We start from the raw sequence: 13,984 nt of genomic DNA, 5'->3' as shown, positions 1-13,984 counted from the left end.
AAACCAATACGGACGTTCAGTTTGCAACGTGCGTTCCCTTTGTCTGTTCTTCAGGTCCAATGGACTTGATGAATCCAGAAATAGAAGGATCCAGACTACTTGCACAACCCCAAAATTCGTTCTTCCGCCGCGCATTTTTGCGTAGTCTTGGAAGCCGGCGCAACAGCCGCCGTGGTTGGTTTCTTTCCGAGGCAGGCGCGTATCTCCCGTGTCGTTGGCGGGTAGTACGTCCAGCCAGGCCCCAGATTCGGCAACGCCAGGTCGACCTCACGCCACTTCGGATGTCCTTCCGCCTGCAGCTTCGGGAAATTGCGGCACAACGATTTTCCGAAGCGGGTGAAATATTCCATCGTGCCCTTCAGGTTGTAGTCGTAGGTCACCAGAAACGCACCTACGGAAATCGTCGTGAAATCCGCCGTCAGCAAATTCGGATAGCTGCTGGCAAGCACCTTGGCGGGTGAGTAAACGGTCAAAGGCGATTTGCTGCTCGGGTGATTGGGGTCGAACTTGAGGAGCTTGATGAATTTCTGCGCCTCGGGCTTCATATTGGCGATCAGCGGCGCAGGCTGTCCGGCTGCGATGACGACGACATCGATCGACTTGTCGGTAATCAGCTTGACCAGGGCTTCTTCGTTGGACAGGAAGCTGGCGTTTGCTTCGGGCATCGGTCCGTTGAACATCATCCGGTAAAGCGTGTGCGTGATAAGCGCCGCGCCACTGCCGACCACTCCGCCATTGATCTTTGCATTCTTCAGGTCGTGCAGGTAACTCAGGTCCGAGTCGGCGCGAACGATGTAATGGATCTCGGTGTTATACAGCGGCAGGATGACCCGCAGTGGCCGGATAATTGAAGCAGCTTCCTTGTTGCCGCCGGTCCCCTGATCGATAAAGGCCTGATATACATCGGCCTGAACAATTGCAAGTTTCACGCCGGGTTCGTAGCGCAGCAACTTGACGTTCGCCGCTGAACCGGATGTGGCCAATACCTCCAATTGAATGTCGGCCTCGGGCGCCACGAATTTGGCCAGGTCCTTGCCAATCGCGTAGTAGGTGCCTTTGTCGGAGGCGGTCACGATCTTGTATTCCGCCGCAGCGCCAACGACACCGCCATGGAGCATCAGGGAAATTGATGCAACGATGGCGATCGCGCGAAAAGTTATTGATGTCATGTCAAGGCCTTCCGGGGTTGGATTCTGGTGTGCAAAGCCCGAGGGCAGCGACGGCTTCGGTGCAGGGCCCATTGAGCAGCTTCCGTTTTTCGATGCCCTTGCTGGCATCGATGCGTGCACGGGCGATGTCCGGCGCGACCTCGCCCTTTGCGGCAGGTGACGCGATGGTCGCGCGATCGCCGTTCGGTTTACCGGCGTTCAATTGCCCCGCCGCCGCCGTCGAGGCGGAGGTCTCGCGTGGCGGATCGCCGTCGGCTTTAGTACCTTTGGGGTCAACCGGCACGGCGACCGTATTGTTTACAACCGCTGGCGCCTTGATGATGGTACCCGTACCGGTGTTCGCGCCCGTATCAGAACCACCACGATCCTTTGAGTCCGATTGCGCGGATTCACGCGCACCGATCACGGTGCGTTGCCGGTACGCATAGTAACTGGCTGCGGCAAACGCGAGGAGAATAATGCCGACCACCAGCGCATGCGGTCGCTGGCGAGTAGCCGCATCTACCGTGACGTATGGCGTCATTCCCTCCATGGATTCCGCCTCGACCGGTTTGGCCGGGGCGGGCGGCGGCAGCACGACGGTGGCGTTTTCGCGCAAATCGCTGTGGCAGCGATAGCACGCAGTGACGACCGTGATGTCGTTGACTGCGCCGCAATGCGGGCACGGCATCAGGTGCAGCGCCGCGCCGCATGCGCCGCAGAATTTCGATCCCTCCGGGCTCACATGGTCGCAATACGGGCAAAGGGTAATCGGCCTGATGAGGGGCTTTGCAAGAGATGTGGCGGTTGACATGGCGTCGGTCCGGCTTTCAACCATCGGGGCGATGGCCCATTGTATTGCGGTTCGGTTGCCGATGCTACATGGCTTGTCAAAGGCCTTTTATTGGCCCGTCAAAGAATGGACGCGCGAATCCTTCTCGATAACGCGTCAAACGCCACCACCATCAAAACGATCGCCATCAACAGCGTCGCGAGTCGGCCCCACTGGAACAGCGAGACTGCTTCCGATACAAGCAAACCGAGTCCGCCGGCGCCAATCAGGCCAAGCACGGTGGAATCGCGGATGTTGTATTCCCAGATATAGAGATGATTGGAAATGAAATTCGGCAGCAAGGCGGGCCACACCGCGAACATCCACACCTGAATCGGCGTTGCACCGGTTGCACGGACCGCTTCAAGCGGCCGCATGTCCAGTGTCTCGATGCTCTCCGCATAAAGCTTGCCCCACGTGCCCATCGAATGCAGCGCAATGGCGAGAATGCCCGCCATCGGTCCGAGCCCGATGATACCGACAATGAGGAGCCCGAAAACGAGTGTGTGAATCGAGCGGCAGACGTCCAGCACGCGCCGCGCCACCCACGCCACCGCCGCCGGTGCGTGCATGTTTTTGGCGGACAGGAATCCCAGTGGTGCGCCGAGAACAGCGGCAAGCAGTGACCCCAATGTGGCGATTTTCAACGTGGTCCAGATTGCGCCGCCGAGGCCCGTCAGAAACGCCGCTTCGCTGACGCGCCGGTCTTCGACCCGCAATACCCGGCCATCATCGGATTTGTATTCGAGATGCGGGTCGCCGAACCACACATCGATAAAGCTGGGCCGCGAAAGTTCGCTCGCGGTCGTGAGCAGGTTTTCCCATGGTTTACGGCCGAGCGACAGGTCGCCGGCCTGATACAAGCTGACCAGGCAGGTGACGATCAGCAGGGCGTAGAGGGCCAGCAGCAGTGTGCTGCGGCGGCTCGAAAAGCCTCGGACGCGCGAAGCACGATTGAGCGGAGAAACGTCATTCGCCGGGATGCTTTGGTCAACGATGTTCAATGGTGAGGACAAAGGCGAGATTCATTTGGAATGAGACAAGTTACAACAGATTAGTGCTTTACCGGCGTCAACTTTCCACTTTCCAGTCCGGCATCGCGGATTGGCTTGTAGTAGGTGTTGGTTTTTGCGACAAACCCGGTGTAGTTCCTGGGCAGCAAATTGGCTTGCAATTTCAGCAGCGGGCCGATGCCTTCCAGCGCCGTCACCAGCTTCGCGATGAATGTCTTGTCGCGGGCAAGGTCCTTCGATATGGCGAGTGCGTCATTGGGCAGCGGATCAGAAGTCCAGATGATGCGGCTGTCGGCGGCCTTGATCAGCCCGTCGGCGATCATTGCATCGCGGTTGCGGTTGTAGTCGGCGCCGGCATCGAGCTCCCCGCGTGTTACCTGAGTTTCAATGGCCTGGTGTTTGGTGTAAATAACTTTGGAAAAGAACTTGTCGGGATCGATGCCGCGCTTCTGGAATTCGTGACTCGGAATCAGATAACCCGACGTGGATCCTTTATCGCCAAACGCAAAAGTCCTGCCCTTCAAGTCATCGATCTTCCGGATGCCGCTGTTTGGCCCGGTGACCATGATGGCGAAATACTCTGGCTTGCCTTGATAGAGAATGGTGGCAACAGCTTCGGCGCCGGCCTGATGGTTGGCCAGCACGTAGCCCCACGGGCCCATCAGGGCCATGTCGGTCTCGCCCGAGGCCAGCGATTTGGCGAGGCCCTCCCAGGTATCGACCGTGCGCAGCCTGACTGGTTGGCCCAGGGCTTTGGCCAGATAGTCGGCCAGCGGCTGGTAGGTCGCGTCATTCTTTTCCTTGTCCGGCTGGAACATGCCGACGCCGAATTCAAGCGGCTTCAAAGTGCGTGGCGATTGCGCGGATGCGCTTGCTGCAAACGAAAGCAGAACAGTAGCGAACAGTGAGACGAACAAATGCATAAGGAAGAGTTCCGATCGGATGGGTAGGGGAGCTGCGCGATCACATACGCGAAGATATTCTGCGCGGATTCGCCCCGCTTTCATACGATCAGTCAGCTGCGGCAGAAAAATCTTACATCCGGGGTTGACACCACAACCATCATTTCGATATTATTAGAAATATGGAAATAAAAGACATCATCAACGCATTGGGTGCACTCGCGCAGGAAACGCGGCTGCGTATTTTTCGCCTGCTGGTCGAAGCCGGTCCGCAAGGCTTGGCCGTTGGCGCCATTGCCGAAAGCCTTGGCGTTCCAAATGCCACCTTGTCCTTCCATCTGAAGGAACTGACCAACGCCGGACTGACGATCGCGACGCCAAACGGCCGCTCCATCATTTATGCAACGAATTTCCCGACCATGAACGGATTGGTCGAATACCTCACTGAAAACTGCTGCGTGGGCGCGGGTTGTGCTCCCGGCAAATCGTCAGTCCCCGCTTGCGAGGTTGGCAAATACACGGCCAGCCCGCAGAAAAATCCCGCAACCATTTCCAAAAGGAAATAATCATGAAACGTTTTCACGTACATGTTGCCGTGAGCGATCTCGAACAAAGCGCACGCTTTTACTCCGCCATGTTCGGCATGCAACCGACCGTATTGAAGAATGATTACGCGAAATGGATGCTCGACGATCCACGCGTCAACTTCGCCATTTCCGCGCGCACCAATGGAACAGGCTTGAACCACCTGGGATTTCAAGCCGATTCCGGCGAAGAGCTCGAGGAAATCCACGCGCGCCTGCAGACGGCAGATGCCGCGATCACCGAGGAAAGAGGCGCCAATTGCTGCTATGCCAAATCCGACAAGTACTGGGTGCAGGATCCATCCGGCATCGCCTGGGAAAGCTTTCATTCGCTTGACGCCATTCCTTTTTATGGTGAGCAAAGCCACCAGGGTGCAGCAGGGGCGGAGAACGCCGCAGGCAGCGGTTGCGGCACCTCATGCTGCCCCGCACCGGTTGCGGTCGAAAAAACGGCGGCAAAGGCATGCTGCAATGGCTGATCGCCTCTTCAATGTGCTGTTTCTGTGCACCCACAATTCGGCGCGTTCGGTGATGGCGGAAGCGCTTCTGAATACCATCGGGAGGGAACGCTTCCAGGCCTTCAGCGCCGGCAGCATGCCAAGCGGACGCGTGAATCCTTTTGCGATCGAGATGGCCCGCACCATCGGCTACCTCACCGAAAATGTCCGCAGCAAATCATGGGACGAGTATGCCCAGCCCGGTGCACAGAGAATGGACATCATCATCACCGTGTGCGATGACGCGGCGGGTGAAGTGTGTCCCGTCTGGCCAGGACATCCCGCGACCGCGCATTGGGGATTTCCCGATCCGTCCAACACCCAAGGCAGCGACGCCGAAAAACGCCACGCGTTTGAACAAGTGTTTCACGCCATTCGACGGCGTATCGAGCTGCTGGTCAATCTGCCGGTGGAAAAACTCGAGCACCTTGCGCTGGCCAATGAGCTGAAGCGGATCCACGCGCAATGAGCCAGGTTGCCCCACCTGTTTGTCCGGCGTCCTCTGCGGCTCCGGCACCGCTGAATTTTTTGAACGCTACCTGACCGCGTGGGTGGCGCTGTGCATCGTGGTTGGCATCCTGCTGGGACAGGCGCTTCCCGCGGTTTTTCAGGCTATCGCAGCGCTTGAGATCGCGCGGGTCAACCTGCCGGTCGGGTTGCTCATCTGGATCATGATCATCCCGATGCTGATCCGCATTGACTTTGGCGCGCTCGGCCAGATCCGCGAGCATGTGCGCGGCATCGGTGTGACGCTGGTGGTGAACTGGCTGGTCAAACCATTCTCGATGGCCTTCCTTGCGTGGCTGTTTATCCGCCAATTATTCGCGCCCATGCTGCCGGCCGAACAGATCGATAGTTACATCGCTGGCCTGATATTGCTGGCGGCGGCACCGTGCACGGCAATGGTGTTTGTCTGGAGCCGCCTCACCAACGGCGATCCGTATTTCACGTTGTCGCAGGTGGCGCTCAACGATCTCATCATGGTGTTTGCCTTTGCGCCGCTGGTCGCCTTCCTGCTCGGTGTATCAAGCATCACCGTGCCCTGGGCGACGTTGCTGACGTCGGTGGTGCTCTACATCGTGATTCCGGTGCTGATCGCGCAAGTTGTGCGGCGCATGTTGCTCGCGCGCGGCGCGGAGGTACTCGATCGCGCGCTGCATCGCATCCAGCCTTGGTCGATTGCCGCGCTGCTGGCCACGCTGGTGTTGCTGTTCGCCTTTCAGGGCAACGCGATTCTCAAGCAGCCGCTGGTGATCGCGCTGCTGGCAGTGCCGATCCTCCTGCAGGTGATCTTCAATTCCACGCTGGCCTATTGGCTGAATCGCAAGCTGGGCGAGACACACGCAGTCGCCTGTCCGTCCGCGCTGATCGGCGCATCAAATTTCTTCGAGCTTGCCGTTGCAGCGGCGATCAGCCTGTTCGGATTTGAGTCCGGCGCCGCGCTGGCGACCGTGGTGGGCGTGCTGATCGAAGTGCCGATCATGTTGCTGGTGGTGAAAGTGGTGAATGCGTCGAAGCCGTGGTACGAGGCCGGTCAAGGTGCAAAATCAATCTGATATCAACACGAGAGGTTTGATCGCCTATCGGCCCGCCACGACCGCGGACTGGCCGGCCGTTCGCGCGCTGCTGCAATCCTGCGACCTGCCGCTGGCCGGTGCCGGGGAACACCTTGGAACTTTCATGGTTGCGACAGTGGCAGGACGCATTGTGGCCTGCGCAGGCATCGAACCGTATGGTGATACCGCATTGTTGCGTTCATGTGCAGTCGATGTGCCCAACCGCAACCAAGGCCTTGGGGCCGCACTGTGCGCTCGCGCGATTGCGCTTGCCAAAAACCTTGGCATCCGGCAACTGGTATTGCTTACCACGACTGGCGAAGGGTATTTTCCGCGATTCGGCTTCAAGCCCGTCGCGCGCGAAAACCTGCCGGACGCCATTCGCCGCTCCGAGGAATTTCGCGGCGCATGTCCCGCGTCGGCGTGCGCCATGGCACTAAGCCTGGCTCCAGCGGGCGACTAGGCGACGGCACACACGGGCGGCGCGAGGATCGCCGGTCAATTGCCGCCGGGGCCGGACCGGCTGACGTATCATGATGAATCCTGTTTTCGTGATTCAGGCGCCGTGCTGAATTAGTCCCCAATAAACCAACCGGTCTATGGCATTTTCGAAGCAAGATATCGCGGTTCGCATCGCAATGGTCAGCGTGGTCATGGCCGCGGTGGCTAGTCCAGTCGCCTGGTATATCGCGAGGGAAAATGCCGAGGAGCAACTGGTCGCATTTGCCGGCGAAGAATCGAGGCGCGTGATCGCGCATCACGGCAACAACCAAAAGGCCTTGCAGAAACCCGAGGAGAGCGCGGCGGAAGCAGCGACGGTGCTGGTCGGCGGCATATTTGAAATCGCCGAAATTTACAATCAGTCCGGCGAAAAATTGGCCGAAAAATTGACAGCGCTGGGCAAGCAAGTAGAGCCTTCGCTGCCCAAACACGGACGGCCCAACTACCAAAAATCTTTTTACGAGAGCCTTCAAGTGAATGAAGGGTTGTGGGCGGTGCGGGTGTTCGTTCCGCTACGTAACGACAAAGGCGCACCAAATGGTTTTTTCGAGGGTGTCCGCATCATCCCCGATTGGCAGCACCAGCAAATCCTGCATGATGCGCTGATCGCGGCGTTGATGGTATGTCTGGCTTCACTATTTTGCGGGGGCGCGCTATACCCGATTGTGGTGCGCCTGCTCGCCGAAAATGCACGCAAGACCAGGGAGATTCTTGAATCGCATATCGCGATGATGGAAGCACTCGGGCGGGCCATCGCCAAGCGCGACTCCGACACCGGGGCGCATAACTTTCGCGTTACGTGGATTGCGGCCAAGCTCGGCGAAGCGCTCGGTTTGTCCGGCGCCCGCATGCAGTCGCTGATTGCCGGCAGCTTTTTGCACGACGCGGGAAAGATCGGCATACCGGATGCCATTCTCCTCAAGCCCGGTCGACTCACACCAGAAGAGATGAACATCATGCGGTCCCACGTGCCGCTGGGCGAGGAAATCGTTAGTGGCGCGGGCTGGCTCGATGGCGCCCGCGACGTGGTTTCGTGCCACCACGAAAAGTGGGATGGATCGGGCTATCCGGCGGGCTTGTCGGGCGATGCAATCCCGTTGGCGGCACGAATATTTGCCATTGCCGACGTGTTCGACGCGCTTACCTCGCGGCGCCCGTATAAGGCGCCATTGTCACTGGACGAATCCATACAAATTCTCGAACAGGGACGCGGCAATCACTTTGAGCCGGCTGTGCTGGAGCGTTTTCTGGGCATCGTGCGCGAACTGCATGCACAAACATCCGGCTTGCAGGAAAACGAAATGAGATTCCTGATGGAAGAAATGGTAAGGCGCCACGTTTTTGCGGAAGCGTGAAGCGGAAAAGTCAGCGCCCCGACTGTTCCAAACGGCGGAAGCAAACTCAAGCACTGGCGCGGCTTCTAGCGGACTATTGCCGGGAAAGCCGCGCCAGTGCTTGAGTTCTAATTGTTGGCGAAGCGCACGTCACTTGTGCGCGGCGGGTCCCGACGTCAAATCACGCACTTCCGCCTTGACTTCCTGTTTGCTGGATTTGCCATCGGCATCCTTGAATTCCAGCGTCAGCGGAACGGAGTCCCCCTTGCTCAACGGCTTCACCAACTCGATCAGCATGACGTGATAGCTGCCCGGCTTCAGTTCAGTCGGCTTGCCGGGAACGATGTCGAGCTTTGGCATCGCTTTCATCTTCATCACGTTGTTCTCAATCTTCATTTCGTGGATCTCGACAATCTTCGCGGCGGGCGATGCGGCGGAAACGAGGCTGACGGGCTTGTCACTGGTGAGCGTCATGAACGCGCCGGTTGATTTTTGCGCCGCAATGGTGCCGCGCACCCAGGGTTGATCGACCTTCACCTCTGCTTGGGCGGCGAGCGAGAACGAAAGAGCAATGAGCAAAGCGATTTTTTTCATGATGAGTCCTTGATGAGGTAAAGATTGAGATACTGCATTGGGAAAATCTATCGGGAGGCGAGCAGCGCATCCAGGTCTGCTGTCGATGGCGGACCCGTGACGAAACGGGGTGCGCCCTTCCTGGGAATCAGTGCGACATAGGGCGTGAGTCCGCGCCAATCGGGATTGACCGAATAACGCAGGGCGAGGTCCTGTCCGCTGAAGGCATACAAGTCGTCGGCGCGCCGGTAGTGTGGATTTTCCGGCAGCGTATCAGCCTGCCCCGCGCCATCCATCACGACGACGATCAATTTCGCGCGCGACTTGCCTTTCGGGTGAAGTTCACGTGCCAGCGCATCGATCACCGCCGGGCAGAATGAACAATCGGTGGTGGTAAAGACCACGACGCTGGGCTTGGAAAGCGATGTGGTCATCTGCGCCCAGGTTGCCTTGTCGAAATGCTTGACGACATTCGGCGCGCCAAGTGACACGCACGGCAAACATGCCGCCACCACGATGGCGGTGACGTCAGAACGAAATCTTGTAAACATTGATGGCCTTGTTTGTTCGCCAAACCGCGTAAGCGTTCCCGCCGTGGGTGAGCATGCGCGGATGATCGTTGTCTTCCGTCGTCGCGGCGAGCTCTCTCTGCGTGAATGTTACGCCATCGTCCGTTGAAACCCATGCGCGCAGATTTGTACGCTCACCGTCGAAGCTGCGCCAGGCGATGGCAACCGATTTACCGTTAGCGACCACATCCGCATGCTCGGCCTTGTCGTCCGGTAGTTCACGGACCTTCCCGACCGGCAGGCCTTTTTCAGACAGCCGGCCATATCGTACGGCGGATTTCCCGTCCTTCAAGCCGAACCATACCGAGTGGAAACCGGCGGGCGAGGCGTTGGCCAGGCCGGGCCCGTGATGCGGGCATCCCGCCAGCACCCAGCCGTCTTCGGTCGCGCGGGCGGGCGGGTGGTTGCCGCCGAGATCGGACAATGAGGCAAAGCCGTGATCGCGGATACTGCCTTCAAAAACGTGCCGCCACATCGCCACCATGCCGGATTGCGGGGAATCAACCATGGCAATGCGGCAACACTCGCACGAATGATCGGCCAGCTTGAGATCGGCGCCAAAGGTCTTTCCGCCATCTTTCGACACCTTGCCGTAAATCGCCGCGCCCTGATACGACGATCGCTTTCCGCCGCTTTCGCGGGCTGGCGCCGCTTCGAGATCGCGTTTGTCCACCCAAGTGACATACAGATCGGCCTTGCGGTCGAACGCAATCGATTCGAAACGATGCGTAATTTGCTGCCGGTCATCGTGCACCGTGAATGGGGGGGAGAAAGTCTTGCCACCGTCGCCGGAGCGGAGCATGCGAATATCGCCGGTGAACGGTTTGGCGAGCGGCTTGGTATAAGCAATCACCACCACGCCATCGGCGCGTCCCGACCCAAAGGCAATCTTGGGGCGATTCTCGCCATCTGCCGAGATGGCATCGCCCTCGGTCTCCAGGATTTGGCGCGGGTTCCAGGTGGCGCCAGAATCCGCGCTCGACTGAATGAACAGGTGAGCATCCTCATCGAGGCCGGACACCCAGAGCTTTCCATCCGGCGCGAAGGCGGCGCCAAGCGCCAATGCCGCACGGGGCTTTCCCGCCGCCTTCATCCCACCCATCGGGCGCGCCTTCTCCTGGGCCGTCGCCGTCAAACTGGCGCAGGCAAGCATGCCGATGCAACACATCATCAAACGTCTGCAAATTCGCATGGCATCCTCAATAGTCATATTTCACACCCGCATAATAAGTGCGTTGCGGGTAGGGATTCGGATTGACGTAGTACTTGAAACTGCCGAGATTGTTGATGCCCAGCGATACCGCCCATTGCTTCGTCAGCCGGTAATTTGCCTTGGCGTCGAACACGCTGTAGTGACTGACCGCGCCATACACATCCGGATTCGGATCATTGTATTGATTGGTCGCGGTATTGAAGAGGCCGTTATGCTGACGACCGCTGAAGCGATAGCTCAGGCTGAGCGACAGTTGGTCCGATGCACGATACGTGGACACCAGTGTGGCGCGCCAATCCGGGATACGCGGCTGATCGGTGCCGACCAAACCTGGGAGCTTCGCGTTTGCGGTGATTTTCGAATGCGTATACGTCACGCTGCCAGCAAAATCGAAGCCTTGTATCCACCAGTCATTCAGTTCCAGTGCCGCTTCAATGCCATAGGTACGCACTTTGTCGACGTTCTGAATGCTGGAAATCGTGTAGCCCGTCAACGCAGAATCCAGACTCGGCAAGGTTGTAATGTCCGTCTGGCTGATCAGCGCGTCGCGTTTCTCTTCGCCAAAAAACGACGCGCGCACGACACCCTTGGGAAACAGCTTCTCCGCAGTCAGATCCCAGGAGTTGACCGATTCCGGTTGGAGATTCGCATCGTTCCGGACCGTGTTATACGGCGGCGGCAGCGTGGCAAAGTTGGTCAACGTAACACCGGCCGCATTTCGAATCGTGAGATTGGCGAACAACTCGCTGACCGTCGGGAAGCGCGTCCCCAGGCCGTAAGAACCGCGTAGCGCCAGATCCTGCCCGGCCTGATAAGAGAGTGACAATTTCGGCGAAACAGCGTTCTTGGTGCTCTCGGGGTAAGTCACCGTGTTGTTGCTGCCTTGTGAGGCTTTCCAGCTTTCCAGCCGGACCCCGGCGACCAATTTCAGTGCGGGATCAAGTTGCACGACATCCTGCGCGTACAGCGCGTGCGTTTCGGTTTTTCCCCGTGAGGTCGCCGTCGGCGCACCCGTGATCGGACTGGTCAGCCAGCTTCCCGCGGCTAGGTTGAACGTGTCCGTTTTCAATTTGTAACTGTCGGCATGCGCGCCGAAACTAACCTGGTGCAGGCTGTCTCGATCGCCGCCCGGCCGCCAATCTCCCCGCATGTCAATATTGCGCCAGCCAGTCCCATCGGCTTGCGTGAACGTGCCGGCCAGCAACGAATCCTCGCTGGACGTGGTGCCGGACGTGGCGCCGGAGGTGCGTGTCTGCTCCCTATTCTGCCGGAACAAACTGGCGATCACTTCCCAATCCCACATCCCGCCCGCTTCTGATTTTAGCGACAGTCCATGCATGAAATGTACACTTTCCGCGCGACTGGTCGGCGGCGCCGTGACGGTGTAATCCACGCCATTGAAGCGAAGATACCGGTATGGGCCGGTGACCGCTCGCGTGCCGTAGATGACATTTCCGGCCGAATCGCGCAGATAACTTTCGCCCTTTTTATCGGACGTGTTTTGCCAGATACCCAGGGTGTAGCTGGCGCGTACCTGGGGCGTAATCTCGTAAGCGATCTTGATTTTTCCGTTGTCTTGCACGCTGCGGTCCGCACCCGACGAGGCGGTGGTCACCCGCGGCAGATTTCCCGTATCGATGTCATTGAGCGCGCCGGTGACGATGGTCGTATTTTGTGTCGCGCCCGGCGTGATGATCGCGGCCGGCAGGGTCGCGGCGGCTTTCGGCGCTGCCGCGACAAAAGTTTGTGGGTGCCCCTCGTTATCCAGGTGATCGGCATTCAACCACCACGACCAATTACCTATTTTGTTACCCAGCGAAGCGGCGATGTGCCCGCCGACAAATTTGTCGTCTGTCGCATACTCCTTGAAGCGCTGACCGAACACATCGAGCTTCACCTGCGCTTCAAACTTGCGTGGCATGCGCGTGGTCATGCTCACCACCCCGCCCGCAGAGTTGCCCGGATAAAGTGCCGAGAACGGACCATACATCACATCGATGCGCTCGATTTCATTCGGTGACACCATGCCCCAGCGCGGCGCGGTGGAAAAACTGTTGTTGAGGAAATTGGAGAGCAACAAGCCATCGGCATACACCGTTGTTTGCGCGCTCGATACCGAGGAGTTCACGCGCATCACCAATACGCCGTTCACATCGCCGACGTAGCGCTCCCGCACATGCACGCTGGGCAAATACTGCAGTGCGCCCGCCGAGGTCACCGTATTGATCTTTTCCTCGATCTGCTGTGCCGTCACGCCCGCGGTGGTGGAAGGCACATTGGCGGGCACCCCGGGCCGCTCGCCCTTGACGACCATTTCTTCCAACCGCTGTTCCGCGCTGCTTTTGCCGGCATCCGCCGCGGCGGCAGCGGATACCGCATCTGCCGCAGATATCGCATCCGCTGCGTAGGCCGCGTTCGTGGCGTTCATCGCGCCAAGGAAAACGCAACTCAAGGTAATTATTTTCTTCCTGCCAAGTATCGCGCTGGTCATTTCAACGTCTCCTTTTGTCTCGCTGACTGTTCGCCTTTTGCGGAACAATCAAATGGTTGATGCGCACGGGATGTTCCCGATGGCTGGGAACAACAAACAATCACGCATCCGGGCGCAAAAGCGTCCGAAGGTGACGGGCCGACTGCGTGGCAGTCGACAGTTTGTTAGCGGATCAGGAGAAAGCGGGAGGTGCTTGCGCCCACGCGAACGCGTGATGGCGGGAGAGGGAAACTTGTTTGCGCGCCAGACTTGGCGAGGGTTCACGGCCGAAGGTGGTGGGAATATGCAAGGCATCGCCGCCAACCAGCGCCAGTAACGACCCCGGTGAGAGGCATGACGCACAATCGTGGCTGTACTTGACTGGCTTGGCCGGCATGCCGGTGTCATCCAGCGCCACCTTCACGAAACCCATCGACGTGCACAACTCGGTGAACTGCTTCGGCTGCCCTTCCGCACGCCACGCGTGCAGCGTCGGCGACAGCGCGGCGAACAGCAGCGCAATGGCGGCGAGCCAAAGCGTGAGACGAGCGCGGCGAGTGAAGTTGAGATAGGTCATGGATGAATGCAGTCTAGCGTGTGGCTGTGTCAAAAGGTAATACAGGAAAACCCGCATTCGTTAGGTGGGTTTCTATCCATGCTGGGCGAATGCATGCAAGCAATCTGCATGCGCGCAAAACACGTAGATCGCCATTTGGCGCGGCTTTTCAGCCATTTTCGTGCCGCAAAGCTCGCCAGTGCTTGTGTTTATCTTATTCATTTACAAGTTTCGCA

15 protein-coding genes are annotated in these 13,984 nt (G+C 58.6%); 6 read left to right on the top strand and 9 right to left on the bottom strand.

The window, feature by feature from the left end; all coding sequences use genetic code 11:
* Positions 1-95: 95 nt before the first annotated feature.
* The 4 genes from IPP88_14485 to IPP88_14470 form a co-directional block, all read right to left on the bottom strand.
* The gene (locus IPP88_14485; GenBank protein ID MBL0123872.1) at positions 96-1,169 is read right to left on the bottom strand and encodes a TAXI family TRAP transporter solute-binding subunit; all 1,074 of its coding nucleotides are present in this window, start codon (positions 1,167-1,169) and stop codon (positions 96-98) included.
* A 1-nt stretch (position 1,170) separates the two neighbouring features.
* A complete protein-coding gene (locus tag IPP88_14480; GenBank protein MBL0123871.1) occupies positions 1,171-1,962 on the bottom strand; it encodes a zinc ribbon domain-containing protein in 792 nt (263 codons plus the stop codon).
* 98 nt (positions 1,963-2,060) lie between these two features.
* Positions 2,061-2,891, bottom strand: a complete 831-nt coding sequence (gene phnE / locus IPP88_14475) for a phosphonate ABC transporter, permease protein PhnE (GenBank protein ID MBL0123870.1) — start codon at positions 2,889-2,891, stop codon at positions 2,061-2,063.
* Between the two features lie 143 nt (positions 2,892-3,034).
* Positions 3,035-3,916, bottom strand: a complete 882-nt coding sequence (locus IPP88_14470; GenBank protein ID MBL0123869.1) for a phosphate/phosphite/phosphonate ABC transporter substrate-binding protein — start codon at positions 3,914-3,916, stop codon at positions 3,035-3,037.
* 161 nt (positions 3,917-4,077) lie between these two features.
* On the opposite strand from IPP88_14470, the gene IPP88_14465 reads away from it, so the two are divergent.
* The 6 genes from IPP88_14465 (at position 4,078) to IPP88_14440 (ending at position 8,388) form a co-directional block, all read left to right on the top strand.
* On the top strand, positions 4,078-4,461 hold the full coding sequence (locus IPP88_14465) for a winged helix-turn-helix transcriptional regulator (GenBank protein ID MBL0123868.1): 384 nt from the start codon (positions 4,078-4,080) through the stop codon (positions 4,459-4,461).
* A gap of 2 nt (positions 4,462-4,463) precedes the next feature.
* Positions 4,464-4,958: a VOC family protein gene (locus IPP88_14460; GenBank protein ID MBL0123867.1), complete on the top strand. Its 495-nt coding sequence runs from the start codon at positions 4,464-4,466 to the stop codon at positions 4,956-4,958.
* Positions 4,951-5,445: an arsenate reductase ArsC gene (locus tag IPP88_14455; protein MBL0123866.1), complete on the top strand. Its 495-nt coding sequence runs from the start codon at positions 4,951-4,953 to the stop codon at positions 5,443-5,445. The genes IPP88_14460 and IPP88_14455 overlap by 8 nt, the downstream gene beginning before the upstream one ends.
* Positions 5,446-5,464: 19 nt before the next feature.
* Complete coding sequence (gene arsB / locus IPP88_14450; protein ID MBL0123865.1) at positions 5,465-6,532, top strand: ACR3 family arsenite efflux transporter; 1,068 nt, start codon at positions 5,465-5,467, stop codon at positions 6,530-6,532.
* On the top strand, positions 6,516-6,995 hold the full coding sequence (locus tag IPP88_14445; GenBank protein MBL0123864.1) for a GNAT family N-acetyltransferase: 480 nt from the start codon (positions 6,516-6,518) through the stop codon (positions 6,993-6,995). Before arsB ends, IPP88_14445 begins: the two co-directional genes overlap by 17 nt.
* Positions 6,996-7,131: 136 nt before the next feature.
* Positions 7,132-8,388, top strand: coding sequence for an HD domain-containing protein (locus IPP88_14440; GenBank protein MBL0123863.1), 1,257 nt, complete (start codon positions 7,132-7,134; stop codon positions 8,386-8,388).
* Positions 8,389-8,517: 129 nt separating this feature from the next.
* Here IPP88_14440 and IPP88_14435 read toward each other — a convergent pair whose 3' ends face one another.
* The 5 genes from IPP88_14435 to IPP88_14415 form a co-directional block, all read right to left on the bottom strand.
* Entirely contained in the window at positions 8,518-8,961 is a 444-nt protein-coding gene (locus tag IPP88_14435) for a copper chaperone PCu(A)C (GenBank protein ID MBL0123862.1), read from the bottom strand.
* Between the two features lie 47 nt (positions 8,962-9,008).
* A complete protein-coding gene (locus IPP88_14430) occupies positions 9,009-9,491 on the bottom strand; it encodes a hypothetical protein (protein ID MBL0123861.1) in 483 nt (160 codons plus the stop codon).
* On the bottom strand, positions 9,469-10,701 hold the full coding sequence (locus IPP88_14425) for an exo-alpha-sialidase (GenBank protein MBL0123860.1): 1,233 nt from the start codon (positions 10,699-10,701) through the stop codon (positions 9,469-9,471). The genes IPP88_14430 and IPP88_14425 overlap by 23 nt, the downstream gene beginning before the upstream one ends.
* A 7-nt stretch (positions 10,702-10,708) precedes the next feature.
* Positions 10,709-13,213, bottom strand: a complete 2,505-nt coding sequence (locus IPP88_14420) for a TonB-dependent receptor (GenBank protein MBL0123859.1) — start codon at positions 13,211-13,213, stop codon at positions 10,709-10,711.
* 172 nt (positions 13,214-13,385) lie between these two features.
* On the bottom strand, positions 13,386-13,769 hold the full coding sequence (locus IPP88_14415; GenBank protein ID MBL0123858.1) for a hypothetical protein: 384 nt from the start codon (positions 13,767-13,769) through the stop codon (positions 13,386-13,388).
* Between the last annotated feature and the right edge of the window lie 215 nt (positions 13,770-13,984).

The organism is Betaproteobacteria bacterium (assembly GCA_016720925.1).
Lineage (GTDB): Bacteria > Pseudomonadota > Gammaproteobacteria > Burkholderiales > Usitatibacteraceae > UKL13-2.
This window is presented reverse-complemented; position numbering and strand designations above follow the sequence as displayed.